This window comes from Pseudomonas sp. PS01297, assembly GCF_029959305.1.
Classification (GTDB): domain Bacteria; phylum Pseudomonadota; class Gammaproteobacteria; order Pseudomonadales; family Pseudomonadaceae; genus Aquipseudomonas; species Aquipseudomonas helleri.
On sequence record NZ_JASCPQ010000008.1, the window covers coordinates 1 to 24,898 of the forward strand.

Annotated in this window: 29 protein-coding genes and 4 tRNA genes; 14 read left to right on the forward strand and 19 right to left on the reverse strand. The window is 57.5% G+C overall.

All coding sequences use genetic code 11. The features are described 5' to 3' along the window. Nucleotides 1–71: 71 nt before the first annotated feature. Nucleotides 72–740: a PA2778 family cysteine peptidase gene (locus tag QMX84_RS04705; protein ID WP_282363309.1), complete on the reverse strand. Its 669-nt coding sequence runs from the start codon at nt 738–740 to the stop codon at nt 72–74. A gap of 220 nt (nt 741–960) precedes the next feature. Between QMX84_RS04705 and QMX84_RS04710 the strand changes: the two genes are divergently transcribed. Next, nucleotides 961–1,128: a hypothetical protein gene (locus tag QMX84_RS04710; RefSeq protein ID WP_282363310.1), complete on the forward strand. Its 168-nt coding sequence runs from the start codon at nt 961–963 to the stop codon at nt 1,126–1,128. Nucleotides 1,129–1,186: 58 nt separating this feature from the next. Here the strand turns inward: QMX84_RS04710 and QMX84_RS04715 are convergent, their stop codons facing one another. Further along, nucleotides 1,187–1,942, reverse strand: coding sequence for a TerC family protein (locus QMX84_RS04715; RefSeq protein WP_282363311.1), 756 nt, complete (start codon nt 1,940–1,942; stop codon nt 1,187–1,189). Between the two features lie 30 nt (nt 1,943–1,972). Next, nucleotides 1,973–2,215 (reverse strand): hypothetical protein, encoded by a 243-nt coding sequence (locus QMX84_RS04720; RefSeq protein WP_282363312.1) that lies wholly within the window; start codon nt 2,213–2,215, stop codon nt 1,973–1,975. A gap of 136 nt (nt 2,216–2,351) precedes the next feature. Between QMX84_RS04720 and nhaR the strand changes: the two genes are divergently transcribed. Then, nucleotides 2,352–3,254, forward strand: coding sequence for a transcriptional activator NhaR (nhaR, locus tag QMX84_RS04725; protein WP_282363313.1), 903 nt, complete (start codon nt 2,352–2,354; stop codon nt 3,252–3,254). Here nhaR and QMX84_RS04730 read toward each other — a convergent pair whose 3' ends face one another. After that, nucleotides 3,255–4,409: an MFS transporter gene (locus QMX84_RS04730; RefSeq protein ID WP_282363314.1), complete on the reverse strand. Its 1,155-nt coding sequence runs from the start codon at nt 4,407–4,409 to the stop codon at nt 3,255–3,257. A 366-nt stretch (nt 4,410–4,775) separates the two neighbouring features. Here QMX84_RS04730 and sstT point away from each other — a divergent pair, with 366 nt between their 5' ends. Next, a complete protein-coding gene (gene sstT, locus QMX84_RS04735; RefSeq protein ID WP_282363315.1) occupies nt 4,776–5,996 on the forward strand; it encodes a serine/threonine transporter SstT in 1,221 nt (406 codons plus the stop codon). A gap of 66 nt (nt 5,997–6,062) precedes the next feature. On the opposite strand, the gene QMX84_RS04740 is transcribed toward sstT, so the two are convergent. Further along, nucleotides 6,063–6,572 (reverse strand): DUF1993 domain-containing protein, encoded by a 510-nt coding sequence (locus tag QMX84_RS04740; protein ID WP_123750508.1) that lies wholly within the window; start codon nt 6,570–6,572, stop codon nt 6,063–6,065. A gap of 168 nt (nt 6,573–6,740) precedes the next feature. Between QMX84_RS04740 and QMX84_RS04745 the strand changes: the two genes are divergently transcribed. Then, entirely contained in the window at nt 6,741–7,382 is a 642-nt protein-coding gene (locus QMX84_RS04745) for a DUF480 domain-containing protein (protein WP_153336204.1), read from the forward strand. A 386-nt stretch (nt 7,383–7,768) separates the two neighbouring features. After that, nucleotides 7,769–8,692, forward strand: coding sequence for an LD-carboxypeptidase (locus QMX84_RS04750; RefSeq protein WP_262124027.1), 924 nt, complete (start codon nt 7,769–7,771; stop codon nt 8,690–8,692). Between the two features lie 47 nt (nt 8,693–8,739). Here QMX84_RS04750 and QMX84_RS04755 read toward each other — a convergent pair whose 3' ends face one another. Then, nucleotides 8,740–9,558: a shikimate 5-dehydrogenase gene (locus tag QMX84_RS04755; protein ID WP_153336202.1), complete on the reverse strand. Its 819-nt coding sequence runs from the start codon at nt 9,556–9,558 to the stop codon at nt 8,740–8,742. Nucleotides 9,559–9,777: 219 nt separating this feature from the next. Between QMX84_RS04755 and QMX84_RS04760 the strand changes: the two genes are divergently transcribed. The 3 genes from QMX84_RS04760 to QMX84_RS04770 all read left to right on the forward strand — a co-directional run bounded on the left by QMX84_RS04760 (nt 9,778) and on the right by QMX84_RS04770 (nt 10,796). Further along, nucleotides 9,778–10,122 carry a hypothetical protein gene (locus QMX84_RS04760; protein ID WP_153336201.1) on the forward strand — a complete coding sequence of 115 codons (345 nt, stop codon included), beginning with the start codon at nt 9,778–9,780 and terminating at the stop codon, nt 10,120–10,122. Between the two features lie 172 nt (nt 10,123–10,294). Then, nucleotides 10,295–10,489, forward strand: coding sequence for a hypothetical protein (locus tag QMX84_RS04765; RefSeq protein WP_153336200.1), 195 nt, complete (start codon nt 10,295–10,297; stop codon nt 10,487–10,489). Nucleotides 10,490–10,601: 112 nt separating this feature from the next. Continuing rightward, nucleotides 10,602–10,796 (forward strand): hypothetical protein, encoded by a 195-nt coding sequence (locus tag QMX84_RS04770; RefSeq protein WP_153336199.1) that lies wholly within the window; start codon nt 10,602–10,604, stop codon nt 10,794–10,796. On the opposite strand, the gene QMX84_RS04775 is transcribed toward QMX84_RS04770, so the two are convergent. Both QMX84_RS04775 and QMX84_RS04780 read right to left on the reverse strand, forming a co-directional pair. After that, a complete protein-coding gene (locus QMX84_RS04775; RefSeq protein ID WP_048368880.1) occupies nt 10,744–11,058 on the reverse strand; it encodes an AzlD domain-containing protein in 315 nt (104 codons plus the stop codon). The two genes, QMX84_RS04770 and QMX84_RS04775, sit on opposite strands and share 53 nt — an antisense overlap. Next, on the reverse strand, nt 11,055–11,750 hold the full coding sequence (locus tag QMX84_RS04780) for an AzlC family ABC transporter permease (RefSeq protein WP_048368879.1): 696 nt from the start codon (nt 11,748–11,750) through the stop codon (nt 11,055–11,057). Before QMX84_RS04780 ends, QMX84_RS04775 begins: the two co-directional genes overlap by 4 nt. A 206-nt stretch (nt 11,751–11,956) precedes the next feature. Between QMX84_RS04780 and QMX84_RS04785 the strand changes: the two genes are divergently transcribed. Continuing rightward, complete coding sequence (locus tag QMX84_RS04785; RefSeq protein WP_123750503.1) at nt 11,957–12,475, forward strand: DNA starvation/stationary phase protection protein; 519 nt, start codon at nt 11,957–11,959, stop codon at nt 12,473–12,475. A gap of 225 nt (nt 12,476–12,700) precedes the next feature. On the opposite strand, the gene QMX84_RS04790 is transcribed toward QMX84_RS04785, so the two are convergent. Further along, the gene (locus QMX84_RS04790; RefSeq protein ID WP_282363316.1) at nt 12,701–13,642 is read right to left on the reverse strand and encodes a class I SAM-dependent methyltransferase; all 942 of its coding nucleotides are present in this window, start codon (nt 13,640–13,642) and stop codon (nt 12,701–12,703) included. Between the two features lie 246 nt (nt 13,643–13,888). On the opposite strand from QMX84_RS04790, the gene QMX84_RS04795 reads away from it, so the two are divergent. The 3 genes from QMX84_RS04795 (at nt 13,889) to pbpG (ending at nt 15,947) form a co-directional block, all read left to right on the forward strand. Then, nucleotides 13,889–14,440 carry a DUF2975 domain-containing protein gene (locus tag QMX84_RS04795; RefSeq protein WP_262124022.1) on the forward strand — a complete coding sequence of 184 codons (552 nt, stop codon included), beginning with the start codon at nt 13,889–13,891 and terminating at the stop codon, nt 14,438–14,440. 9 nt (nt 14,441–14,449) lie between these two features. Beyond that, nucleotides 14,450–14,659: a helix-turn-helix transcriptional regulator gene (locus QMX84_RS04800; RefSeq protein ID WP_153336197.1), complete on the forward strand. Its 210-nt coding sequence runs from the start codon at nt 14,450–14,452 to the stop codon at nt 14,657–14,659. A 349-nt stretch (nt 14,660–15,008) separates the two neighbouring features. Beyond that, on the forward strand, nt 15,009–15,947 hold the full coding sequence (pbpG, locus tag QMX84_RS04805; RefSeq protein WP_048368874.1) for a D-alanyl-D-alanine endopeptidase: 939 nt from the start codon (nt 15,009–15,011) through the stop codon (nt 15,945–15,947). 70 nt (nt 15,948–16,017) lie between these two features. Here the strand turns inward: pbpG and QMX84_RS04810 are convergent, their stop codons facing one another. From QMX84_RS04810 to gltX, 9 genes are all read right to left on the reverse strand, one after another. After that, the gene (locus tag QMX84_RS04810) at nt 16,018–16,146 is read right to left on the reverse strand and encodes a hypothetical protein (protein ID WP_256665494.1); all 129 of its coding nucleotides are present in this window, start codon (nt 16,144–16,146) and stop codon (nt 16,018–16,020) included. A 169-nt stretch (nt 16,147–16,315) separates the two neighbouring features. Beyond that, nucleotides 16,316–16,801: an Hsp20 family protein gene (locus QMX84_RS04815; protein WP_048368873.1), complete on the reverse strand. Its 486-nt coding sequence runs from the start codon at nt 16,799–16,801 to the stop codon at nt 16,316–16,318. Nucleotides 16,802–16,913: 112 nt separating this feature from the next. Next, on the reverse strand, nt 16,914–17,873 hold the full coding sequence (locus QMX84_RS04820; RefSeq protein WP_282363317.1) for a tRNA-dihydrouridine synthase: 960 nt from the start codon (nt 17,871–17,873) through the stop codon (nt 16,914–16,916). 63 nt (nt 17,874–17,936) lie between these two features. After that, complete coding sequence (locus QMX84_RS04825; protein WP_282363318.1) at nt 17,937–18,371, reverse strand: thioesterase family protein; 435 nt, start codon at nt 18,369–18,371, stop codon at nt 17,937–17,939. A gap of 173 nt (nt 18,372–18,544) precedes the next feature. Then, a tRNA-Glu gene (locus tag QMX84_RS04830) sits at nt 18,545–18,620 on the reverse strand. Nucleotides 18,621–18,697: 77 nt separating this feature from the next. After that, nucleotides 18,698–18,773 (reverse strand) — tRNA-Ala (locus QMX84_RS04835). Nucleotides 18,774–18,823: 50 nt separating this feature from the next. Then, a tRNA-Glu gene (locus tag QMX84_RS04840) sits at nt 18,824–18,899 on the reverse strand. Between the two features lie 75 nt (nt 18,900–18,974). After that, nucleotides 18,975–19,050, reverse strand: a tRNA-Ala gene (locus QMX84_RS04845). Nucleotides 19,051–19,361: 311 nt separating this feature from the next. Next, nucleotides 19,362–20,843 (reverse strand): glutamate--tRNA ligase, encoded by a 1,482-nt coding sequence (gene gltX / locus QMX84_RS04850; protein ID WP_282363319.1) that lies wholly within the window; start codon nt 20,841–20,843, stop codon nt 19,362–19,364. Nucleotides 20,844–21,057: 214 nt separating this feature from the next. On the opposite strand from gltX, the gene QMX84_RS04855 reads away from it, so the two are divergent. Continuing rightward, complete coding sequence (locus QMX84_RS04855) at nt 21,058–22,008, forward strand: 2-hydroxyacid dehydrogenase (protein ID WP_262124017.1); 951 nt, start codon at nt 21,058–21,060, stop codon at nt 22,006–22,008. Between the two features lie 31 nt (nt 22,009–22,039). Then, nucleotides 22,040–23,365 (forward strand): Nramp family divalent metal transporter, encoded by a 1,326-nt coding sequence (locus QMX84_RS04860; RefSeq protein WP_262124015.1) that lies wholly within the window; start codon nt 22,040–22,042, stop codon nt 23,363–23,365. A gap of 128 nt (nt 23,366–23,493) precedes the next feature. On the opposite strand, the gene QMX84_RS04865 is transcribed toward QMX84_RS04860, so the two are convergent. Then, complete coding sequence (locus tag QMX84_RS04865; RefSeq protein ID WP_282363320.1) at nt 23,494–24,459, reverse strand: alpha/beta hydrolase; 966 nt, start codon at nt 24,457–24,459, stop codon at nt 23,494–23,496. Between the last annotated feature and the right edge of the window lie 439 nt (nt 24,460–24,898).

The following is a 24,898-nucleotide window of genomic DNA, read 5'->3' on the forward strand; positions in this document are numbered from 1 at the left end:
CGAGCTTGTCTCGCGATCTTTTGATCTTTTAAAAGATCGCGAGACAAGCTCGCTCCTACAGTGGGTGTTTGTTATTGCAGGGCTTTGATGGCTTTGCTCGCCGCTTGTTCCTGACCCAAGCGGGACAGGTCGTTAGCCGCCTTTAACCAGCGTTCTTTGTCGACATTCACCGGCAGTTGGTCCGGGGCCAAAATCAGCACAGCCCAGCTGCCGGCATCTTTCCAGCTGGACTCAAACTTGCTGAATTCCATGATCCGCCGGCGATCCATGCCCGCACGCAACAATACGGTTTGTTTGTTGCGGTCATAACCCGCCAGCACTGCATAACGCGGCTCGCTCCAGACTCGCCCCTCCATAAAGCGCACCATCACCGGGTGGCCTGCGGCAACCTGGGTCAACAGCGCTGTGAGCGCAGGATCCAGCCGGTACACCATGAGCCCGTATTGCCCGGCCAGTTGTTCCATGTTGCTTTGCAGCGAAGCTTCGGCCTCTGGCAGTTTGAGTGGCTTGGTCAAAAGGCCCGGAGTGATTCTGATGCGCTGCTCACCCAGCATGCTGGCCAACACCTGTGGGCCGCTTTGATGGGCGTTACCGCGAAAAAAAGGCACGCCGTTAAGCTCAACCCGCTCTGGCAGATGACGCATTTGCGCCTGGTCAACACTGGCACAGCCCACCACGGTCACGGCCAATGCGGCCAGCAGCCATAGACGCAGCCTTTTCAATCCACTCAGTCCCTGCATACGCCCTCGCTTTGAATGAACGCCAGACCGCAAGGTCTGCCATGGTCGACGATCATAGGGCGCCAACAGGGTCTGGTATAGCCTTAAAGCACAGTGAAAGTTCCTACATAGAGCCAATCAGTTGGTGCAGCACGACCTTTGGTCAATAGACTGAAACACTGCTCAAGCTAGACTGTCATCTGAAGTGTGTTTATGCCCGTCGTGGGCAAAGGAGGCACTTATGAGCCCGACATTGACCATTATCTTGCTGATCACCGGATGGCTGGCCGTTGCCGCCGCCATGCTCTGGGGCCTGATGCGCATCAGCCGTCATCATCATCCGCACCCGCAGCCAGAACCCAAGCAAAAAACCGCTCAACCGGCCGCTACCACCGCCAACGCGCACTAAATGCAAAAAAACCGTCCACCCTGACAAGGATGGACGGTTTTTAAGTGGCAACCTGCGCTTACTTGGTCACGCCAGCCTGACGTTTTTCCCGAGCCCGACGCGCGAGAATGTTCAGGGTTTCTACGGTGGCGGAGAACGCCATTGCCGCATACACGTAGCCTTTTGGTACATGGGCGCCAAAACCTTCTGCGATCAGGGTCATGCCGATCATGATCAGGAACGCCAGCGCCAGCATCACCACGGTCGGGTTTTCGTTGATGAACTTAGCCAGAGGCTCCGAAGCCAGCAACATCACCATCACCGCCACCACGACCGCAATCACCATGATCGGCAAGTGCTCGGTCATACCTACCGCCGTCACGATACTGTCGATGGAGAACACCAGGTCCAGCATCAGGATCTGACCGATCGCAGCGGCAAAACCTACAGCCACTTTGGACGACACGCTCTCGGCCTTGTCCTCGGCGTCAGGGGTCATGTTGTGGTGAATTTCACTGGTGGCTTTCCAGACCAGGAACAGGCCACCGGCGATCAGAATCATGTCCTTCCAGGAGAACGCCTGCCCCAAGACTTCGAATACCGGCGTGGTCAACTGCACGATGTAAGCGATGGTGCTGAGCAAGCCCAAGCGCAGAATCAGCGCCAGGCCGATACCGATACGGCGGGCCTTGGTACGAAATTGCTTGGGCAGCTTGTTGGTCAAAATCGAGATAAAGATCAGGTTGTCGATCCCGAGCACCACTTCCATCACGATCAGCGTGGCCAGTGCAATCCAGGCCGTAGGGCTGACCGCCAGTTCTAAAAGGTATTCCATAGGTGTGTTCTGACCCTTCTGTAAGACAACTTAAATAGTGTGCGATGTTTCTTTATTTTCTTCAGCCGGTGGCTGCTGTTCAATCAAGCGCCCGCCGGTTGCGTCGTTGAGCGCCTGCTCAGCCGCCTTGTGGGTGTCATCAATGGCCTGCTTGGCAGCCTCAGCGGTTTTGCTGAGCATCTGCTGCGCGGCTTTTTCTGCCTGATCACAACCGCCTATCAGCAATAAGGTGGACGCCAACAGCGCGGCATAACCTGCTTTTTGCATATTCATCGTGACGTGTCCTCTTTAAACCTGCGGCCAGCAACGTGGCCTGCGAATAACGCGCGATTTTAGAGAGCTAGACACTTCAGGAAAATTCGTATTTTTAAGCGTTATACTTCGGTTTTTACGAAGTGTTGCCAATCATATGCTCAATTACCGCCAACTCCATTACTTTTGGGTCGTTGCCAAAACCGGCAGCATCGTGCGCGCCTGCGAGCAATTGAACCTGACAGCACAAACCATCAGCGGGCAAATCAGCCTGCTGGAAGACACCTACGGCCTGCCCTTGTTTCGCCGGGTCGGGCGCCAACTGGAGCTGACCGAAACCGGGCGCCAGGTGTTGCCCTATGCCGAACAGATCTTCCAGGTGGGCGCCGAGCTGGAAAGCATGCTGCGCATGGCGCCCAAGGAGCAACAGGTTATCTTGCGGGTCGGGGTTGCCGATGTGGTGCCCAAGTCGATTGTGTATCGGCTGATCGCCCCGACCATGGAGCTGGACAAACCCGTTCGCATTACCTGCCGCGAAGACAAGCTCGACCGGCTGCTGGCAGACCTGGCGATTCAACGGCTTGATTTGGTCATTTCCGACAGCCCGATGCCTCCCCATCTAGACATTAAAGGCCTAAGCCAAAAGCTTGGCGAATGTGGAATCAGTTTTTTTGCCACCGCAAGCCTCGCCCAAGCGTATGCCGAACACTTCCCGCAGAGCCTGCAAGACGCGCCCCTGCTGATCCCGGGCCCGGAAACAGTGATCCGCACGCGCCTGTTGCGCTGGTTGGCAGAGTTGAAAATCCAGCCGAGAATTGTCGGTGAATTCGATGACAGCGCGCTGATGCAGGCGTTTGGCCAATCCGGCACCGGCGTGTTTATCGCACCCAGCGTGATCGCCGACGAAGTCATGCGCCAGTTTGACGTTGAATTGATCGGCCAGACCGAGGCCGTCACCGAATCGTTTTATGCCATTACCGTCGAGCGCAAGATCCTCCACCCCGGCATCGTGGCGATTACCGAGGGGGCACGACGGGAGCTGTTTACCGAAAGCCGCTGATCAGGCGCAGGCTGCCCGCGGCTTCATCGCCATCAGCAGCGATGCAAGGATGATCGATACCAGAATAAAACCGGCCCCGGCGAATCCCAGGCTACCTAGGCCGTAGGTATCAATCACATGCCCGCCAAACAGCGCGCCAAGGCCGATCCCCAGGTTAGCCCCGGCAATGTTCAATGATGCGGCAAAGGCCGGTGCCTGGGGCGCGGCTTTCATCAGCCGCACATGGCTGACCAGAAACAGCGCCGCCTGGGTCACCCCCCAAACGCCCATCGCGGCCGCCAGCCCCAGCGTGGAGTGAATGCTCGGCACCAGCGCCACCATGCCGCCAATCATGAACGCGCAAAACACCATCGACGCAATCAGCGGATGGCGGTCTACCATGCGCCCGCCCAACGAATTGCCAATCAGGCCAACAGCGCCAAAGCCCATCAAGCACCACCCCACCAGCGTGCCGTCAAACCCGGCCAGGCGCTCCAGGATATCGGCCAGATAGGTGTAGGCCGTGAACATGCCGCTGAACACCAGCACTGAGAGCATGATATGCCCGATCATCAGCGGGCTGCGCAGCAAGCCGAACTGTGAGCGCAAGGTGACACCCTCTTTGACGCCTTTGACTGCCGGCAGGTACACCCACAGCAGCAAAGCCTTGGCCAGGGCAATCACGGCCAGAATTGCGAACGCACTGCGCCAGCCCCAGGCATCCGAGATCAACGTCCCGACCGGGATACCAAACACCGTCGCACAGACAATCCCGAAGCCGATCTTCGCAATCGCCCGACCCGCGTATTCAGGGCCGACAATGTTGACGGCGGTTTCGCTGGCCAGCGCCCAAAACACCGGCAAGCCCAGCGCAGGCAGCAATCGCGCAAACGCCATGACCCAAATATTCGGCGCCAGCGCGGCCACGGTATTGGCGAAGGCAAACATCAGCAAAATGCCGATAAACAAGCGCTTGCGCTCAAAGCGGGCGAAGTAGGCCGTCAAAAACGGCCCTAATGCCGCCACGGTGAAGGCGAACAACGTGACCAGCAAACCGGTCTGCGACACGCTGACTTCAAGGTCACGGGCGATCGCAGGCAACAGCCCGACAATAATGAACTCGGTGGTGAGCACGGTGAAACCGGCCGCAGACAGCAGCAGGATGGGCAACAGCATGAATAACTCCAAAGACGACAACGCCAGCGAAAGCCCGAAAGGCCCGCTGATTTAAAGAAAGTGGGGGATGCGCAATGGTAACAGAATGCTTCTGCATGATGGGGAGTTGGCGTAATAGACCTACGCGCCAAGGTGCGGCAGATCGCCCTTACGTAGGAAAGCTCCTACATCTGTATGGTAAAGTCCGCCCCCCGTTCTGACCTTAGTCAGACAAGCGTGCTCTGCACGCATGACTGAATCCGCCCCTACTCTGCTTAACTCATCACGTTTAAGCGCGGCTGCTGGCCGTTATTGCCTGCCGGCTAAAGGTTGAGTCAACGCCAGAGTCGTTGAATGCGCTACCCACAACAACTAGAGACACTCCTTATGACTGATGCTCCACCTACCCTGCTGCAAACGCTCAAACGCACCAGCCTGGTGACCCAAATTGTCATCGGTCTGATTGCCGGTATTTTGCTGGCCTGGCTGGCACCTGCGGCGGCACTCTCGGTGGCTTTTGTCGGCAAGGTGTTCGTCAGCGCCCTGAAAGCCGTGGCGCCGATTTTGGTGTTTGTGCTGGTCATGGCCTCGATTGCCAACCACAAACAAGGCCAGGTCACCCACATCCGCCCAATCCTGGTGCTGTATTTGATCGGCACGTTTGCCGCAGCAGTTGTCGCCGTCATCGCCAGCATGCTGTTCCCGTCCAGCCTGATTCTGCTCACTGAAGACATCACCGTGTCCGCTCCCGGGGGCATCAGCGAGGTCTTGCAAAGCCTGCTGTTGAGCGCGGTGGACAACCCGGTCAGCGCCCTGATGAACGCCAACTTCATCGGCGTTCTGGCCTGGGCGATTGGCCTGGGCATTGCTGTTCGCCATGCGGGCGAAACCACCCGCACCGTGCTCAATGACTTGTCCAACGGCGTGACCTTGATCGTGCGTGTGGTGATCCGCTTCGCGCCATTGGGTATTTTCGGACTGGTCAGCTCGACCCTCGCCACCTCCGGTTTTGGCGCGCTGCTGGGCTACCTGCACCTGCTCACCGTGCTGATCGGCTGCATGCTGTTTGTGGCCCTGGTGGTCAACCCGCTGATCGCGTTCTGGAAGCTGCGTCGCAACCCGTACCCGCTGGTGTTCATGTGCTTGCGTGAAAGCGGGATCACCGCGTTCTTCACCCGCAGCTCGGCGGCCAACATCCCGGTCAACATGGCGTTAAGCGAACGTCTGGGTTTGCATGAAGACACCTACTCGGTGTCGATCCCATTGGGCGCGACCATCAACATGGCGGGTGCGGCCATCACCATTACCGTCTTGACGCTGGCAGCCGTGCATACGCTGGGGATTGATGTGGATGTGCCGACCGCTATTCTGCTCAGCGTGATGGCCGCCGTGTGCGCCTGTGGCGCTTCGGGTGTTGCCGGGGGGTCGCTGCTGTTGATTCCGTTGGCGTGTAGCCTGTTTGGTATCCCGAGCGAAATTGCTATGCAGGTGGTGGCGGTCGGTTTCATCATCGGCATCCTGCAGGACTCCGCTGAAACCGCACTCAACTCGTCAACCGACGTGCTGTTTACCGCTGCTGTGTGCCTGGCCGAAGAAGAACAGGCCTAGGCCTTACAAAACAGGAGCACCCGCGCAGGTGCTCCTGAGTCTGTCACGCGTGGCTTAGCGCAATGCTTAGAACGCGCCCATGTAGTCACGCTTGCCAATTTCAACGCCGTTGTGGCGCAGAATCGCGTAAGCGGTGGTCACGTGGAAGAAGAACTGCGGCAGGCCGTAGGTCAGCAGGTAAGCCTGGCCGGTGAAGCGTTTTTCTTTCGGTGTGCCCTGACGGGTGATGATTTCGATCCCTTCCTTGCCGTCGATTTGCGCAGGTGTGATGCCGTCAACAAACGCCAGCACCTTGCTGATCAGGGCTTGCAGGTCAGCAAAGGTCACTTCGCTGTCATCGTATTTAGGCAGCTCGATCTCAGCCAGACGGCCCGAAACACCTTTGGTGAAATCAACCGCGATTTGCACCTGACGCACCAGCGGGAACATGTCCGGAGCCAGACGTGCTTGCAGGAACACACTCGGGTCAATGTTCTTGGCTGCAGCGTGAGCCTCAGCCTTGCTCAGCACACCGCTCAGGGCGTTAAGCATTTGTTTGAACACAGGAACAGAAGCAGCGTACAGAGAGATAGTCATGAAAGTCTCGACAGTCTGTGGGCGGGAAGTGAATGTGCGGCGATTATAGGCATACGCCGCGCAAGAAGCGGCTTGTCTTTTAGTCAGTGTTGAACCTATAAGGGGCGGATGACAATTGAGTGTGATCGCAACACTCTGATCTCCTTTTAAACGCACAAGGAAAGCGTGATGAGCACTGAACACGACAGCGACACCGGAGCTCGGCTTAACAGCACGGAAATCCGCATCCTCGGTTCCTTGATCGAGAAGCAGGCCACCAACCCCGAAACCTACCCCCTGACCCTCAATGCGCTGGTGCTGGCCTGCAACCAGAAAACCAGCCGCGAGCCGGTGATGAACCTGACCCAAGGCCAGGTCGGCCAGAGTTTGCGTGCGCTTGAGGGCCAGGGCTTTACCCGTTTGGTCATGGGCAGTCGCGCTGATCGTTGGGAGCACAAAGTCGACAAGGCACTGGAGCTGGTCCCGGCCCAGGTCGTTCTGCTGGGTTTGCTGTTTCTGCGCGGCCCGCAAACCCTTAACGAATTGCTCACCCGTAGTAACCGCATGCATGACTTTGAAGACACAGACCAAGTCCAGCATCAGCTCGAACGGCTGATTGCCCGTGATTTGGCGCTGCTTATTCCGCGCCAGTCGGGCCAGCGCGAAGATCGCTACACCCACGCACTGGGCGACCCTGCCGATATAGACGCAATCATTGCAGCCCGCCAGCAACCCGCCGAGCGCAGCCCTTCAGGTGTGTCCCTTGAGCGCTTTGAAGCACTCGAAGCACGCATTGCAGCACTGGAAGCGCGTTTGAGCGAACTGGAGTAGCACCCTGCATAGCCCCCATCAGATGCCACGCCGCTCAATCAGGCATCGGGGGCTCCTATCAAACATAAAATAAGTGATTGATTCTAAAGGCCCTGTAGGAGCGAGCTTGCTCGCGATCTTTTGATCTTGATCTAAGAGCCCCCCTCACCCTAGCCCTCTCCCGAAGGAGAGGGAACCGATTGGGGGATGCTGAAGATACTCGCTGTCCTGTTTGCTGCGCGACAGCGCGGCGTCGTAGACGGGGCGGCCACTCTTATAAAAAAGCCACTCATTATCAGGAATCTTCCGGCGCGTTAAAGCGACTCGTCTTTAAATACATCCGATGATCGAGGACTAGGCTAAACACTTCATATCGTAAAACGACGGCGTCATGGAGTGCTTCAGTAATGACCTTGTGTTCAATAACACCTAAAAACCTTAAACCCGGCAGCCGGATCGCCATCGTCTCCCCGGCCGGGGCTGTGTCTAATCCAGACCTGCTGACGCACACTCACAACATGATCATTGAGCAGGGCTATACACCTGTTTACGGTGAGTTTGCGCTCGCCAGACATGCGCATCATTACACCTATGCGGGCACGCCCGAACAACGACTAAGGGACTTGCAGTGGGCGCTGGACGACGACTCGATTGATGCCATCTGGGCGACCCGTGGCGGCTATGGCAGCGTTCAACTGCTGGAGCACATCGACCTGAGCCGTTTCGTACATAATCCCAAATGGTTAATCGGCTACTCCGACATCACCTTCTTGCAGAGCCTGCTGGCAAGGTACGGAATTGAGTCGGTACACGGCCAAAACATCATCAGCACGCCAACCCCGTCAGCCGATTCTTATCAGAATATTTTCAACCTCTTTAAAGGCATCAAACCGACGTACCAACTGGACAATAACCTGCTCAATGAACCGGGCTCGGCGTGCGCCACCCTGATTGGCGGAAACATGACCGTCGTGACCGCACTCTCTGGCACCCGCTTTAACTTCAATTACGACAACGCCATTCTGTTTCTCGAAGAAATCGGTGAGAACGCTTACTACAAGATTGACCGCTACCTTAAAAGCCTCGAACAGACAGGGGCTTTTGAAAAGATTAAAGGCCTGATTATTGGCGGCATGAAAAACATCGCGGATGACACGTCGCCGCACAGCCCCATTGCTCAATCAATCATTGCCGAACGCGTGGCCCAGTATTCCTTCCCCAAAGTGTTCGGGTTTCCCAATGGCCATATCCCGGACATGCGCCCACTGATCATCGGCGGCACCGTGAGCCTGCGTGTTGACGAAAATGGTGTGCGACTGGCGCACCTTTAAGCGCTAAGCGCCATAAAGGCCGAATCTCGGCCTTTATGGCTCAACCATCAACTGCGGGCAAACGCCACGGCCGCCTGGAACTGCTCTGGGGTTGGGCGCACGCCGGTGTACAGGGTAAATTGCTCAACCGCCTGGATGGCAATCACTTCCAGGCCCGTAATGACCCGTTTGCCTTGCTCACGGCCACGAATAATCATCGGCGTTTCGACGGGGATCGCTACCACATCAAACAGGATCTCGGCCTGATCGATCGCCTCAGCGGCAAACGCCAGATCATCGGCCTCAGCACCGCCCGCCATGCCAACCGGGGTAACGTTGATGAGCATTTGCGGCCGCTGCTGACCCAGTTCTGCCTGCCATGAGTAGCCGAGGTTTTTCGCCAGCGCAGAACCCGTGACTTCGTTACGGGCCACGATCACGCCATTGTGATACCCGCCATCGCGCAAGGCCGAAGCCACGGCCTTGGCCATGCCGCCGCTGCCGCTCAAGGCGAACGTAGTGTCCTTGGCAACCTGGTGATCACGCAGCAATTGCGCAATGGCGATGTAGTCCGTGTTGTAAGCCTTCAGGTGTCCGTCGGTATTAACGATGGTGTTGATCGACTGAATGGCCTGCGCCGAGGCGTCCAGTTCGTCGACCAGCGCAATACTCGCCTCCTTGAAGGGCATCGACACCCCGCAACCGCGAATACCAAAAGCCCGGATGCCAGTAATGGCCCCGGCGAGGTCTTTGGGGCTGAAAGCTTTGTAGTAAAAGTTCAGGCCCAACTGTTCATACAGATGATTATGAAAACGCAGTCCGAAATTCCCGGGTCTGCCTGACATTGATATGCACAGCCGGGTGTCTTTGTTCGGATTCATTTGCATGTTCATCTCCTCGTGCTTTCGGATATACGGCTCAAGCCGCCGCGATAAATTTGCAGGATCATAGACCTCGCTGAAACGTGTCAGCGAGCCCAAGACCTTACACAAACTTTACCGAAACATTTTGCAATTTTTTCTAAAAAGATTGTCTCAATGTTATCCCCGGTATTTCATATGGCCTGGTGCAGGCCAAGACGCGGGGTTGAAACCAGAGGAATCGTCATGATGCGTACCTTCCCCAAAGTTGCTTTGCTGATCGGCGCCCTGGCTGTCGCTGGCCAGGCATCCGCCCATGGCGGTTGGGGTGCTGGCCCGGCGCTACTTGGCGCAGTGGTCGGTGCTACGGTTGTTGGCTCGATAGTCGCCAGCCAACAGCGCCCGGTTTACGTTGAACACCCGGTCTATGTGCAACCACAACCGGTTTATGTGCAGGCACCTCCGGTGTACTACCAGGCGCAGCCAGTTTACGTACAACCACAACCGGTTTATGCACCCGCCTATTACGGCCGACCACAACCGGTGTACTACGGCCCGCCCCGCGGTTATTACGGCCCACCACGCTGGTAATCGCAGTCAACACCCCAGCGGCAAGCTTGTTCAGTTGCCGCCAGGTTTGAATTGAGGTTGCGATTGTCACGCACTGGACACAGTATTGGCTGAAACTACGGCATCAGCATGCACACACTTTGAACGCTCTGGCCGTGACACTTCGCACACTATAAAAACAAGGACGACCTGTATGCCGACACAAAACCCGCACCGCACTGTAGGGCTGTGCACTTCCAGCAAGGTCTACAACACGCTGACCGAACTCAAACAGCTTGAAGGCCACCGCACCGCCAAGCTGGTTGCACTGCTGGCCCAACACCTGGTCAGCCAGGGTTTGCTGAGTGACCATGAAGTGATGCAGATGCTTGATCAAGTTGTCGACTAGACTGCGTAGAAACAACCTCACCCGCATCAATGGCGACTATCACGCGTAATGATTTTTTACGCATGGGCCCAAGCCTTAAAGTGGCGCCATTGTTTGATAGCAGGAGGTTCCTATGCCAAAGGTCCATATCATGTCGGTTGTCGGCAGCGCAGTCCCCGAACCGCTTCGCGCGGACGGTCTGCTGGCGTGCTGGTATGTGGTCATTGACGGTGTTCCCGTCAGCGGCCCGTTCAAATCACGCGCCGCAGCGCAAGTTATAGCCACCAACGAAACAGATAGAACAACGCCACACTTAACACGACACTGAGCAACACATTGCGGGTCCAGAGCATCAGCCCTATCGCACACACAGCCGCCAGCAGGTACGGGTTGGTGGGGCTCAGATCAAGGGTGTGATCCTTGATAAAAATGATCGGCCCGCAAATCGCCGTTAACATGCCTGGCACCGCAAACCCCAGAAACTCACGAACCCCGCGGTTCAAGCGAATCGGCAAGCGCGGCTCGAGAAACAGATAGCGGTTAAAAAACAGAATCAGCGTCATCCCGCCAATAATCAGCCATACCGTCATGCGAAGTACGCTCCTAGTCGTTTGCACAGATACCCGACGGTCATACCCGCCAACCCCGCCAGCACAATTGCCGACTCCCATTGCCAATAACTGAACAGCACCACGCTCAATAACGAGACAGCGACGCAAATCAGCGTTGGCACATTGCGCACAATCGGCGTGATCAGGGCAATGAACGTTGCGGCAATCGAGAACTCCAGCCCCAACTGATCCAGCCCCGGAATACTTTTACCGACAATCACCCCCAGGCAGGTAAACAGGTTCCAGCCCACATACATGCACAAGCCAACGCCCAAGGCATACCAGCGGTTGAAGGTTTTTTGGTCATACGGGCTGACCAACGCAAAAAACTCATCGGTCAACAAAAAGCCAAGGCTGGCACGCCACTTGGCCTCCATGGGCGCGACGATGGGGCGCAAATGCATGGCATAGAGGATGTGTTGCGAAGTCAGTAGCAGCGTGGTGATCAAAATGGACAGCGCACTGGCGCCCCCTTTGATCATGCCAATGGCCACCAATTGAGCCGCCCCGGCAAACACAAAAAGCGACAGCCCTTGGGCTTGCATCGGTGTCAATTGCGCATCAATCGCCGTCGAACCGGCTAAAAGCCCCCAGGGCGCGCACGCCAGCGTCAAGGGCAGACAAGCAATCGCGCCACGAGTAAAAGCGACGCGAGGAAGCGAAGTAGGCATCAAAAAACATCCCGGCAGTAAGCAGCGACAAAGGGTCGCAACTTGATCAATGAAAGTCTTGAACGATCTTGCTCTTCGTCAGGTCGTAACGTTTAGCCGCCCTTATTGAGCCGCCCGGCGGGTTTGACGAACCACTGTTCGTGGTCTTTAGTCAGCCCCACTATTCATTCGTTTAAGCCTATTCACAGCCAACACGAGGAACGACCATGAAAGACCTGAAATCCGCCAAGGAAAGCAGAAAGGCCGATCTGCGGACACCTTCGGCGCTGAGCGAAGAAGCACGCATCAACATTGCTGCAGAAGTGAATGCATTGCTCGCCGACACGTTCGCCATTTACATGAAAACCAAGAACTTCCACTGGCACATGTCCGGCCCGCACTTCCGTGACTTCCACCTGCTGCTGGATGAGCAATCTGATCAGATTTTTGCCACCACCGATGCCATTGCCGAGCGCGTACGCAAACTGGGGCGCACCACAATCCGCTCGATCGGGCATATCAAAAAGCTCCAGCGCCTGCTGGACAACGATGCTGATTTCGTGACCCCGGAAGACATGCTCGCCGAATTGCGCGAAGACAACATTCAACTGGCCGCCTACATGCGCGCCACCCACGAGCTGTGCTCTGAGTCGGGTGACGTGGCCACCACCAGCCTGCTGGAAAACTGGATCGACGAAGCCGAACGCCGCGTCTGGTTCCTGTTTGAGTCGTCGCGCACTCGCTAACGTGTGAGCCGCGGGAGGCCACCGTCCTCGCCGATATTCCCTCTCCTTCGGGAGAGGGAATATCAGATCTAAAGATCGCGAGACCAGCTCGCTCCTACAGGGCATGCAGATTCAGCCGGGCTCATGAATTTTGTTTCACGGTGGTCACAACAGACGACTTGTATAGTGACCCCGCTCATTCAATGAACCTTGGCCCGCACTCTCCCGCGGGCTTTTTTTTGCCTGTCACACGCCTTGCTTGAACACCAGTGCTTTCAGCCCGCACTCAGGATCGGAATCCGGAAACTCCGGCGGGTTTTCCAGCCGTTGCTCAAAGCGCAGGCTCGGCGCCTCGGCGGTCACGCCATTGATCAAAAATTCGGAGCCCAGCGAAGGATCGTTCATGCACGCCAGTACCGTGCCGTTTTCAGTGAGCAATTCCGGCAAGCGCCGCAGCACGCGCTGGTAATCCTTGGTCAGCAAAAAACTGCCCTTCTGGAACGAAGGCGGGTCGATGATGACCACATCGTAAGGCCCCAGGCTTTTGACCTTCCCCCAGGACTTGAACAACTCATGCCCAAGGAAGCTCACCTTGCCGGTGTCATGCCCGTTTAACCGGTGATTGTCCCGGCCACGGCTCAGGGCCGCACGTGACATGTCGAGGTTCACCACATGCTCGGCGCCGCCTTCAATGGCCGCGACAGAAAACCCGCAGGTGTAGGCAAACAGATTCAACACCCGCTTACCCTCAGTATTCTCCCGCACCCAGTTACGGCCATAACGCATATCCAGAAACAGCCCGTTGTTCTGCTTGCGGCCCAAGTCCACTTGATAGCGCAACCCGCCTTCAGTAAGCGTCCACTCATCTACCGGCTCACCTGCTAGCCATTCAGTATCACTTTGCAACGTGTAGCGATGCTGCATCACCAGCGTGTGGGCGCCACAGGCCTGCCACACCGGCGACTGCACAATCGTCAACAGCATCTGCTTCAGAGCTTCAAGCTGGGCAGGCTCCGGCTCTTTAAACAACGAGACCAACACCACACCTTGCAGCCAGTCCACCGTCAACTGCTCCAGGCTCGGCCAGCAGCGGCCGCGCCCATGGAAGATACGCCGTGTTTCAGCCGGCGCAGTCTCCAGGGCGGTGATTAAGTGCAGGTGCAAAGTGGTTAACGCTTCAGGGGTCATCAGGCTGGCCGGTCAATTTCAAAGGCCGGCATTTTACACAATTGCGCAGTGGCACTTAAACAACACGGCCCCGCCCTGGGCACACGTCGACAACGCAGCTATCGAGTTGCATTCAGTCGTTATGAAATTATCGTTTTACAATCATTTATTATCGATTTACGATACAGCCACTGCACAGACCTACCCGGAAGGACTGCGCAGCCTCCGGACACTTAAATCGATGACTACGCACAGAAGGATTGTTCGATGACAACAGATCTCTTGGCCAATCGCAGCCGGGTCCTGGCAACCGCCACATTGGTACTGGTGGTCAGCATGCTGCTGGCCAATATCGCTTACTGGATTTTCCCTGACGCACTCGGCAGTTTTATGGGCGGCTTCAACTTGACCGCGATGATTGGCCAACTGAACGCCAACATCTCGCTCATGCCCTGGTGGCAAGCGGCTGGCGGGATCGTCCTGTCCAGTATCCCGCTGCTGATACTGGCAAAAGGCTTACTGGCACTGCGCAGCCTGTTTCTGGCCTACAGCAAAGGCGAATACTTTTCGTCAGAGTCGGCAGATCTGCTGGGTAAAGTGGGCAAGAGCGTGTTGCTCTGGGTACTGGCCAGCCTGGTGCTGACACCGGTGATGAGTGTATGGATCACCTTCACCCGACCTGTGGGGGAACGGTTGCTCAGCATAAACTTTGAGCCGTCACATATTGTTGCGTTTTTTCTCTCAGCCTCTCTTATGATCATCGCTCGCAGCTTGTCCAACGCGTGTTCGTTGGCAAGAGAGAATGAGCAGTTTGTCTAAGAGGGCACGATGCCGATAGCCATAAAACTGGACGTCATGCTGGCCACACGCAAGATGAAGTCCAAAGACCTCGCGCAAATGATCGGGATAACCGAACAGAACCTTTCACTGCTCAAGCAAGGAAAAGTCAAAGGCATAAGGCTGGCCACCCTCGAAGCCATCTGTGCCGCTCTGGATTGCCAACCCGGGGACTTGCTGCATTTTCAACCGGAGCCCTAACCCGCCCCTCCCTGGCACCTAAACTGCAAAACGCCCATGAGCCTGACACCTCATGGGCGTTTTGCGTTTTAAAGCCCTTTGATTCCCCGCTGCAAGGTCTGTTCAGCCAGCCAACAGCATTGCGCTGCTAGGCTCGTGCGATGCACGCTTCACGGGCGTGTGAAGCAGCAAAATCCTCACTGGCACGGCGCCCAATACCCAGGCTCACCTACCGCGTGAAATTTCTCTGCTAACCCCCTGCAAATACAGGCATTTCTAACGTTATTAATCCATACTCCAAAAATGTAACGTTATATGTATACCAACGGTTGCCGTTTAGAATTCCCTAACCATCATTGAGTCAATCTGCGTGAAAATTCATCTTTCGATTTTGAGCCTATTTTTAGTTCTGACAGGCACAGCCGCTCCTTCAATCGCCGCAGCGACGGAAGGCACCATGTCCCCCCGGGACATGTCGAAACTGCACATTGCTTCTGGCAGCGCGCTGCTGATCGACCTGCAAACCAATAAAGTCATTTACGCCAGCAACCCGGACGTGGTCGTGCCCATCGCATCGGTTTCCAAACTGATGACCGCGATGGTGGTGCTGGACGCCAAGCAATCGATGGACGAGTACATCTCGGTCAACATCAGCGACACCCCGGAAATGAAAGGCGTGTTCTCGCGGGTCAAGCTGGGCAGTGAGTTGTCACGTCACGAAATGATGCTGATCACCTTGATGTCCTCAGAAAACCGCGCGGCGGCCAGCCTGGCGCACCACTACCCGGGCGGCTATGTGAAGTTTATTGCCGCCATGAACGCCAAGGCCAAGAGCCTGGGCATGATGCACACCCATTACGTTGAACCCACCGGCCTGTCGCCGCGCAACGTTTCGACGGCTCGCGACCTGAGCAAGCTGCTCGCCGCCGCGCGCCACTACCCGATGCTCAGCCAGTTGAGTACTACCAAAGAAAAATCGGTGACGTTCCGCAAACCCAACTACACCCTGGGCTTTCACAACACCGACCATTTGATCAACAAAGACAAATGGAACATCAAGATCACTAAAACCGGCTTCACCAATCAGGCAGGCCATTGTCTGGTGCTGGTGACCGAAATGGGCAATCGCCCCGTGTCATTGGTCATTCTGGATGCATTCGGCAAATACACTCACTTTGCCGATGCCGGGCGTATCCGTAACTGGGTTGAAACCGGTAAAGCCAGCAGCGTGCCTGACGTAGCGCTGCGCTATAAAGCCGACAAAAACCTGCAACAGCATCAACCTAAAACGGCGCATGTCGCCGAGTAACACGGCACTCGCTAAAGAACAGGCACCTGCCCCGGGGAGAGAGTCGGAGCAAGTGCCTGTGTGTTGCCCGTTAACGCTTGGGTGAAGGCTTGGGTGTTTTCTTGATGGTTTCGACGGTGGTTTCTTTCGGGCGGCGCTTGGCCTCCTCCAACGGAATAAACAGACCTGTTTCTGAATCACGTGCGCGTTTGTTTTTCATCTAAAGCTCCAGTCAATGCCCCGATGTTGAGGCCTGTCTTGGCAGACTAGTTGAAGCTTTGGGCCCTTTCGGGCGATAGAAACACGCGCTTGCAGATCCGTTGCAATCTCCCCCTCCTCCTGCAAAAAAGAACCCCGCCTATAAGACGGGGTTCCAGCACTGACTCACATCAGTTTTGCAGAGCAGGCTGTTGATCCCCACTATTGATCGGGATGCGTTTGGCTTTTGCTTCTTCGGGCACCACCCGCTGCAGGTCGATGCTCAGCAAGCCATTGCTCAAGTTCGCGTTTTTGATCTCGATATGGTCATCGAGGCGGAAGGACAGTTTGAATGCCCGTTGCGCGATACCCTGATGCAAGTAGGTCACGCCTGATGCTGGTTTTTCAGCGCTGCTTTCGGTGTTGTCACCGAAGGTTTCACGTTTGCTGCCGCTGACGCTCAACACACCTTTTTCAACTTGCAGGTCCAGATCATTCTGGGTGAACCCTGCCGCCGCGATCACGATGCGATAGCTGTCATCACCGTGCTTTTCAACGTTGTAGGGTGGATAGCCAGCGCTGGAGTCGTTACGCAGCGCGGTTTCAAACAGATCACTAAAACGGTCAAAACCGACAGAATTACGGAACAGTGGCGCCAGAGAAAATGCAGTGTTCATAATTTAGCCTCCTGATTTCAGCGAGATTTTGTCTTCGCGACCCGGTTTCGGCATCGCTTACCCCCTAAGTAGGGATCGGCAAAATCATTTCAAGAGGCTTTTTTGAAATTTTTTACGCGCCATCCACAGGCGGGTTGTTGACCAGATGCCGAACCTTCTCACAGTCGGTTTCGCGGCGCATGGCATTGAACAGCACCACCGCTTCAGGGTAGTTGCGCGTCAACATAGCCAACCACTGCTTGAGCCGCCCCGGCGCCGAACGCGGCGTCAGTTGCGCCTCAGCTTGCGCCCAGAAGTCGCGGATCATCGGTTGTAAATCCGCCCAGGTCATTTCAACCACCTCTTCGCCCGCCCGCGCAGCGGCGATTTGCCGGGCAAGGTCCGGGCGCGACACCAGACCGCGACCGAGCATGATGTCTTCAGCCCCGCTGATTTCGCGGCAACGGCGCCAGTCTTCAACCGACCAGATGTCACCATTGGCAAACACCGGCACCTTGACCACCTCTTGCACCTGGGCGATGTACTCCCAATGCGCTGGCGGCTTGTAGCCGTCCATTTTGGTCCGCGCATGCACCACGATCTGGCTGGCGCCCCCCTCTGCCAAGGCAATCGCGCATTCATTGGCGCTGTCAGGCGTATCGAAGCCCAGGCGCATCTTGGCCGTTACCGAAATATGCGCCGGCACCGTACGGCGCACCTGCAGCAAAATCGCATGCAGCAGCTCAGGCTCTTTGAGCAGCACCGCTCCGCCACGGGACTTGTTCACGGTCTTGGCCGGGCAGCCAAAGTTGAGGTCGATGACCTCGCTGCCCAATTGGCAGGCCAGCGCGGCGTTGTCCGCCAGACACGCCGGGTCAGAACCCAGCAGTTGCACGCGCAGAGGCACGCCAGCACGGGTTTTGGCACCGTGTTGCAGTTCAGGGGCGAACTTGTGGATATAGGCTTCGGGCAACAGCCGTTCAGTGACCCGAATAAATTCGGTCACACACCAATCAATACCGCCGGTGCGGGTCAGGACATCACGCAGGATGTTGTCGACCAACCCCTCCATCGGCGCCAAAGCAATTTGCATGGGTGACTCTCATAAAAAAACGTGCGGCAGTTTACGGGGTTATGCGACCAATCGGTATCTTGATCAGGGCCCCACGACCGCCGAACCGTAGCCTTCGAGAAACTCTGGCGGCAGACGCTTGGGCTTGCCCGTCGACAGTTCGATGCAGACAAACGTGGTTTGCGCACGCAGCAAGGTCGCGCCATCGCTTGGCCGGATCAATTGAAAGTGCCGGGTCAGACGCAGGCGCTTGTCAAAATCGACAATCCAGGTCGCGAGCTGCAGCTCATCCCCTTCATAGGCGCTGGCCAGATAATCGATTTCGTGGCGCGCCACTGCCATGGCCCGGTCGAGCCTGCGGTATTCGGTCAAATCCAGCCCAAGGCGCTGGGAATGGCGCCAGGCGCAGCGCTCCAGCCAAACCACATAGGCGGCGTTATTGGCATGGCCAAAACCGTCGATGTCTTCGCTCTGCACCTGCAGATCAATGATGAACGGCGTCGCCAGATCCCAATTCATGCCTGTCTCCCTGCCTACAAATAAAGCGCGCAGTGTAACGCACCCGATCTGCGCTGAGGCAGGCCCGGACTGATAGCAAAGATAAAAGGAATGGAAATGGCCGAACGCCAGACAAACAAAAGGGCCATTCAATAAATGAATGACCCTTAAAAATCCCGCAGAGCGGGTAATCGTGGCGTCCCCTAGGGGACTCGAACCCCTGTTACCGCCGTGAAAGGGCGGTGTCCTAGGCCACTAGACGAAGGGGACACAAACCCTTCTAACAGTGATCAGTGCTGAGTACTGATCGATTCAATGCCAGTGTGGCCCGGCATTGAACTGTAAATTGGTGGAGCTAAACGGGATCGAACCGTTGACCTCTTGCATGCCATGCAAGCGCTCTCCCAGCTGAGCTATAGCCCCGATTTATCGCCTGGCGGCGGAGCAACACCGAAATGCTGCTTCTGTGAAACTGGCGTCCCCTAGGGGACTCGAACCCCTGTTACCGCCGTGAAAGGGCGGTGTCCTAGGCCACTAGACGAAGGGGACACAAACCTTCTACTTGATCAGCGCTGAGTGCTGATCGATTCAATGCCGGTGTGGCCAGGCAGTGAACCTAAAATTTGGTGGAGCTAAACGGGATCGAACCGTTGACCTCTTGCATGCCATGCAAGCGCTCTCCCAGCTGAGCTATAGCCCCAAACAGTCAGTGTTGCGTGTTGCTGTGTGGACGGGGCGCATATTAAGACTGGATCGGTAGGCTGTCAAACTTATTTTTAAAAATTTCTAAAAAAATTTGCCGTGAGAACAACCACTTACCCTTAAAACCCCGAAAACACGGCCTTTGGCAGGCCTACTCACCCGTAGCAGCTGCCGCAGGCTGCGTCCGATTGCGCAGCGATCGTAAATCCTCGACTCGCGGTCTTTCAATAAAACCGCGAAATTAGCACTTACGACGGCTACGCCGCCGGACGCAGCCTTCGGCAGCTGCTACGGGTGTTTCAACACATGTCAGCCGATTGCGCTGAACAGCTTTTCCCACTCTTTGTTTTCTTTCTTCGACACGCCACCCAGCAGGTCCAGCGCCTGACGCAGACGGAAGCGCGTCAGGTCCGGGCCCAGGATCTCCATGGCATCCAGTACCGACACCGAGCTGGCCTGGCCTGTGATGGAAGCGAACATCAGCGGCATGGCATCACGCAGCTTCAGCTCAAGGGATTCCACCACGGTCTGAATGCACGCCGTGATCGAGTCTTTCTCCCACTGACGCAGGCTTTCGAGCTTCCACAGAATCAACTGCATCAACTGGCGCACTTGATCGCCGGAGAGCTTTTTGTGCTCAAACAGCTTGGCATCCGGCTGTACACCGCCTGCAAAGAAGAACCCGGCCAACGGCGCGATCTGGCTGAAGGTTTCAACCCGGCCCTGCACCAGCGGCGCGATCTTCATCATGTAGTCGGGGTTCAACGCCCAGTGCTGCACGCGGCTGGCGAACTCTTCCAGCGGCAGGTCACGCAGCCATTGGCCATTGAGCCAGGAGAGCTTCTCGATATCGAAAATCGGCCCGCCCAGAGAGACACGGGACAGATCAAAGTTATCGACCATTTCTTGCAGCGAGAACTTCTCGCGCTCGTCCGGCATCGACCAGCCCATGCGGCCCAGGTAGTTGAGCATGGCCTCAGGCATAAAGCCCATGCGCTCGTAGAACGTCACCGACGTCGGGTTCTTGCGCTTGGACAGCTTGCTCTTGTCCGGGTTACGCAGCAGCGGCATGTAGCACAGCTGCGGTTGTTCCCAGCCGAAGTATTCGTACAGCAGGATCAGTTTTGGCGCCGATGGCAGCCATTCTTCGCCACGCAGCACGTGGGTGATGCCCATCAGGTGGTCATCGACCACGTTGGCCAAAAAGTACGTTGGCAGGCCGTCGGCCTTCATCAGTACTTGCATGTCCATGCGGTCCCACGGGATCTCGACGTCGCCACGCAGCATGTCCGGCACCACGCACACGCCTTCGGTCGGCACTTTCATGCGGATCACATGTGGCTCGCCTGCGGCCAGGCGGCGGTCGATTTCTTCTTGCGAGAGCAGCAAGGCACGGCCGTCGTAACGCGGGGTTTCACCCTTGGCCATTTGCTCGGCGCGCATCTGGTCCAGCTCTTCTGCGGTGCAGAAGCACGGGAACGCATAGCCCTTGTCGACCAGCTCCTGGGTGTATTGCTTGTAGATGTCACTGCGCTCGCTTTGACGGTACGGACCGTGCGGGCCGCCTACGTCCGGACCTTCGCTCCAGGTGATCCCCAACCAGCGCAGGGCGTCGAAGATCTGCTGTTCCGACTCGCGGGTCGAACGCAATTGGTCAGTGTCTTCGATGCGCAGGATGAACTCGCCGCCATGCTGCTTGGCAAAGCAGTAGTTGAACAAAGCGATGTAAGCGGTACCTACGTGGGGGTCGCCAGTCGGTGATGGCGCGATGCGCGTGCGAACGGTGGTCATGAGCGATCTCGAAGTGAAGATAAAACAAAGGGCGAATCTTAACAGGCCGACCCGGCTCGGCTCCAGCGCAGCACGCAGGCAAAGGCCGAACATCCGACGCACAGATGAAAAAACCTCGAAATAGAGCGTTTGTATCAAGTTGATACAGGGAAAACCCCGGGACAGAGGTGCTAATCTCGCCTCATTCTCGGTCATCCCTGTCTGGAGTCACGCCATGGGCCACGTAGTGCTGGTGCTGGTTGAAACGGTTAACGACTGTCTGTATCTGCTGGAAGACCAGGGCTATGAACTGATTCTTGCGCCCAGCGCCGCCAGCCGCGCCGAGGCCATCACCACTCACGGCGCGCGTATCGACGTCGTGCTGACCCGCGGCCCGCTGGGTTTGCGCGATGATGAAATGGCCGCCCTGCCCTTGCTCAACATCATCTGCGTGATTGGCGCCGGTTATGAAGAAGTCGATTTGCAGGCCGCCAGCAATCGCGGGATCAAGGTGACCAATGGCGCCGGGGCCAACGCCTCGTGCGTGGCTGACCATGCCCTGGCGCTGCTGTTGGCCACGGTGCGCGGCATCCCCCAGGCGGACGCCAGCGTGCGCCGCAACGAGTGGATCAAAGTACGCCAGCCGAGCCTGTCCGGAAAACGCCTGGGCATTGTGGGCCTTGGCGCAGTGGGGCAAGCCATCGCCAAACGGGCCGCACTGGGTTTTGACATGAGCGTCAGCTACCACACCCGCCAACCCCGCCCGGACAGCCCGTACACCTACCGCGCCAACGTACACGACCTGGCCAGCTCGGTGGACTTTCTGGTGCTGGCGACCCCCGGCGGTGCTGGCACGCGACACTTGGTCGACGCCAGAGTACTCCAAGCGCTGGGCCCCGACGGCTACCTGATCAACATTGGCCGGGGCAGCGTGGTCGACACTCAAGCCCTGATCACCGCCCTGGCCGCGGGCACCATCGCCGGTGCCGGGCTGGATGTGTTTGACGGCGAACCCTTGGTCCCCGACGGCCTGAAAACCCTCAGCAACGTGGTCATGACCCCGCACGTGGCGGGCCAATCGCCTGAAGCGGCTAAAGACACCGTGCAATTGGTGGTCGACAACCTGCAGGCGTTTTTTAGTGGCCAGCCGTTACTGACGCCACTGCAACTGCCTGCACCTCGCTAACCCTGATTTATAAAAGCCCCGGAGCCCGCGTTTGAAATTCAGCCTGCCAAAAATCGCCACCGCGCCCTTCTGCCCTCCTGAAGTCAGCGGCAGCGTTCCCGTCGACGCCAGGGCGCCGTTCTGGAAACGCGCGCTGCGCTTCGCCGGGCCCGGCTTGTTGATCAGCATCGGCTACATGGATCCGGGCAACTGGGCCACAGCCATCGAAGCCGGCTCACGCTACGGCTACAGCTTGCTGTTTGTGGTATTGCTAGCCAGCCTCGCCGGCATGGCCGTGCAGTGTTTGTGCTCACGCCTGGGCATCGCCACCGGGCGTGACCTGGCGCAACTTTGCCGCGAGCGCTACAGCCAGCGCTCGGCACGGTTTCAATGGGTGTTGGCAGAAATCTCGATCATCGCCACCGACCTCGCCGAAGTGCTCGGCTGCGCGCTGGCCTTCCACTTGTTGCTGGGCTGCTCGCTGACCTTCGGCATCGCCCTGACTGCTTTCGACACCCTGTTGATTCTGGCCCTGCAAGGCAAAGGCTTCCGCCGCCTCGAAGCCATCATGCTGGCCTTGGTGATGACCATCGCCGCGTGTTTTTTCGTTGAACTGGTGCTGATCAAACCCTACTGGCCGGATGTTTTCGAAGGCTTCAAACCATCCCTTTCCGCCATCAGCGACGCCGCGCCGCTGTACATTGCCATCGGCATCATTGGCGCCACGGTCATGCCGCACAACCTCTACCTGCACACCTCCATCGTGCAAACCCGCCTGACCGGCTGCGACTACGCCAGCAAACTCGACGCCGTACGCCTGTCGCGCATCGACACCATCGGTTCGCTGACCCTGGCCCTGCTAGTCAACGCCGCTATCCTGATCCTCGCCGCAGCCGCCTTCCACCAGACCGGCCATTCGGACATCGTCGAGATCCAGGACGCCTACCGCATGCTCGACCCGCTGGTCGGCGGCGCCATGGCCAGCGTGCTGTTTGGCGTGGCATTACTGGCCTCGGGGCAAAGCTCGACCTTCACCGGCACCATCGCCGGGCAAGTGATCATGGAAGGCTACTTGAACCTGCGCATCCCCTGCTGGCAGCGCCGCCTGATCACCCGTGGCCTGGCATTGATCCCGGCGTTCCTCGGGGTGTGGCTGATGGGCGATGACGCTGTGGGCAAACTGCTGATCCTTAGCCAGGTCGTACTGAGCCTGCAACTGCCCTTTGCGCTCTACCCGCTGATCCGCATGACCAGCGACCCGACGCTCATGGGGCCTTTCGCAAATCGGCTGCCAACAAAGCTGCTGGCGTGGTTCCTGTTTACCGTGATCAGCGGGGCGAATGTGTGGTTGATTGCGCAGATCGGGTTTGGGGATTGAAAACGATTTATGTAGCCGCTGCCTAGGTACGACGGCTGCGATGCGGGCCGCAGGACCGCCGTCCGGGGTCGCTTCGCAACCCATCGCAGCCTCATACTTCGGCAGCGGCTACAGGTGATTCGCAAGGTTCAGGATTGTGTAAGCTGTTTATCCAACCAACCCGCCACCCGCCCATGGATCTGCGGCACCTGTTCCAGCAAGCCGCTCATGCGCATAAAGTCGTGGGTCATGCCGGGTTCTTCCAGCAACAACACGTCGTTACCGGCTTGTTCAAGCTTGCGGGCATACGCCAGGCCTTCGTCATACAACGGGTCGTAGCCGGCCAAGTACACCAGTGCCGGGGCCAGGCCGCTGACATCTGTTGCGAGTAACGGCGAAATCCGCCAGTCCTGCAGCGCCTGTTCACCCTTGGCGTAATGCCCGTAAAACCAGTCCATGGTCGCGGTTTCGAGCAGGTAGCCTTGGGCGTAACGCTGATGGGAGTCACGCTTGCAACTGCCATCGGTCACCGGATAAAGCAGCACTTGAGCGCGGGGCACGATGGCGACTTCTTGCGGTTCCTGCACCGCGAGAATCGATAACACCGTGCTCAAGGTTCCGCCCGCACTGTCTCCGGCAAAGGCCACCCGCGAGGCGTCCAGCCCATGTTGACGGCCCTCACGCAGCAGCCAGTTCACTGCATCGCAGGCGTCATGCACGGCCGTGGGAAACACCCACTCCGGGGCTAGCCGGTAATTGACCGCCAGCAAGGCAAAATCCCCGGCCGCCGCCAACCGGCGGCACAGCGAATCATGGCTGTCGAGGCTGCCAATGACATAGCCACCGCCGTGAAAATAAACCACCACCGGCAACGGCCCGACCTCAAGGCCAGGCCGACGATAAAGCCGCGCCGACAGGCTGAAACCATCACGCGCCGGAATCCGCACGTCGTAGCTGTCCACTGCCGTCACCGGCACATCAAACACGCTGGCGCTTTGCTCGAACTCGCTGCGGGCCTGGGCCGGGGTCAGCGCATGCATGGGCTGGGTCTTGCCGGTCATGCGGCTGAATTCAGCCAATTCTAAAAATGCTTCCAGTTCGGGCAACACCGACATTTCTACTTTCCTCAATAACACACTGTTAGTGGGGCCGCCCGTCGTCGGCGCCGCGCTGTCGCGCAGCAAACAGGCCGCCGATTTTCTTCAGCATCCCCCAATCGGTTCCCTCTCCTTCGGGAGAGGGCTAGGGTGAGGGGCTTTTGGCTTGAGTACATATCCGTTGCTGCGGCAACGGCCACTTAGGGTTCCGGCCTTACGCCGCGTTACTTTGAAAAGCGCAAAGTAACCAAACGCTTTTTGCCCCAACCCCTCGGTGCCTCGCTGCGGCTCGGCATGCCCTCACCACAGGCCTTACTCCGTGGGCCCGCCGCGATCGGCCATCCTTGGCCGTGTCGCGGCTAACCCGGCGTCCTGCCGGGTTACCCTCTGCGCAAAACCTGCGTTCGGCCAGCGTGGTTTAACGGGGCCTCTCAGATCAAAAGCCAGATCAAGATCA

Coding starts and splice junctions, on each gene's coding strand:
- QMX84_RS04865 (WP_282363320.1), bottom strand. CDS start 24,459: ATGTCGGTGTTGCCCGAACTGGAAGCATTTTTAGAATTGGCTGAATTC.
- QMX84_RS04790 (WP_282363316.1), bottom strand. CDS start 13,642: ATGACCCCTGAAGCGTTAACCACTTTGCACCTGCACTTAATCACCGCC.
- QMX84_RS04755 (WP_153336202.1), bottom strand. CDS start 9,558: ATGCAAATGAATCCGAACAAAGACACCCGGCTGTGCATATCAATGTCA.
- QMX84_RS04795 (WP_262124022.1), top strand. CDS start 13,889: ATGACAACAGATCTCTTGGCCAATCGCAGCCGGGTCCTGGCAACCGCC.
- QMX84_RS04760 (WP_153336201.1), top strand. CDS start 9,778: ATGATGCGTACCTTCCCCAAAGTTGCTTTGCTGATCGGCGCCCTGGCT.
- QMX84_RS04820 (WP_282363317.1), bottom strand. CDS start 17,873: ATGCAAATTGCTTTGGCGCCGATGGAGGGGTTGGTCGACAACATCCTG.
- QMX84_RS04765 (WP_153336200.1), top strand. CDS start 10,295: ATGCCGACACAAAACCCGCACCGCACTGTAGGGCTGTGCACTTCCAGC.
- QMX84_RS04825 (WP_282363318.1), bottom strand. CDS start 18,371: ATGAATTGGGATCTGGCGACGCCGTTCATCATTGATCTGCAGGTGCAG.
- gltX (WP_282363319.1), bottom strand. CDS start 20,843: ATGACCACCGTTCGCACGCGCATCGCGCCATCACCGACTGGCGACCCC.
- QMX84_RS04720 (WP_282363312.1), bottom strand. CDS start 2,215: ATGAATATGCAAAAAGCAGGTTATGCCGCGCTGTTGGCGTCCACCTTA.
- QMX84_RS04815 (WP_048368873.1), bottom strand. CDS start 16,801: ATGAACACTGCATTTTCTCTGGCGCCACTGTTCCGTAATTCTGTCGGT.
- QMX84_RS04780 (WP_048368879.1), bottom strand. CDS start 11,750: ATGCCTACTTCGCTTCCTCGCGTCGCTTTTACTCGTGGCGCGATTGCT.
- QMX84_RS04855 (WP_262124017.1), top strand. CDS start 21,058: ATGGGCCACGTAGTGCTGGTGCTGGTTGAAACGGTTAACGACTGTCTG.
- QMX84_RS04745 (WP_153336204.1), top strand. CDS start 6,741: ATGAGCACTGAACACGACAGCGACACCGGAGCTCGGCTTAACAGCACG.
- nhaR (WP_282363313.1), top strand. CDS start 2,352: ATGCTCAATTACCGCCAACTCCATTACTTTTGGGTCGTTGCCAAAACC.
- QMX84_RS04705 (WP_282363309.1), bottom strand. CDS start 740: ATGCAGGGACTGAGTGGATTGAAAAGGCTGCGTCTATGGCTGCTGGCC.
- QMX84_RS04710 (WP_282363310.1), top strand. CDS start 961: ATGAGCCCGACATTGACCATTATCTTGCTGATCACCGGATGGCTGGCC.
- QMX84_RS04800 (WP_153336197.1), top strand. CDS start 14,450: ATGCCGATAGCCATAAAACTGGACGTCATGCTGGCCACACGCAAGATG.
- sstT (WP_282363315.1), top strand. CDS start 4,776: ATGACTGATGCTCCACCTACCCTGCTGCAAACGCTCAAACGCACCAGC.
- QMX84_RS04715 (WP_282363311.1), bottom strand. CDS start 1,942: ATGGAATACCTTTTAGAACTGGCGGTCAGCCCTACGGCCTGGATTGCA.
- QMX84_RS04730 (WP_282363314.1), bottom strand. CDS start 4,409: ATGCTGTTGCCCATCCTGCTGCTGTCTGCGGCCGGTTTCACCGTGCTC.
- QMX84_RS04750 (WP_262124027.1), top strand. CDS start 7,769: ATGACCTTGTGTTCAATAACACCTAAAAACCTTAAACCCGGCAGCCGG.
- QMX84_RS04740 (WP_123750508.1), bottom strand. CDS start 6,572: ATGACTATCTCTCTGTACGCTGCTTCTGTTCCTGTGTTCAAACAAATG.
- QMX84_RS04775 (WP_048368880.1), bottom strand. CDS start 11,058: ATGACGGTATGGCTGATTATTGGCGGGATGACGCTGATTCTGTTTTTT.
- QMX84_RS04770 (WP_153336199.1), top strand. CDS start 10,602: ATGCCAAAGGTCCATATCATGTCGGTTGTCGGCAGCGCAGTCCCCGAA.
- QMX84_RS04810 (WP_256665494.1), bottom strand. CDS start 16,146: ATGAAAAACAAACGCGCACGTGATTCAGAAACAGGTCTGTTTATTCCG.
- QMX84_RS04785 (WP_123750503.1), top strand. CDS start 11,957: ATGAAAGACCTGAAATCCGCCAAGGAAAGCAGAAAGGCCGATCTGCGG.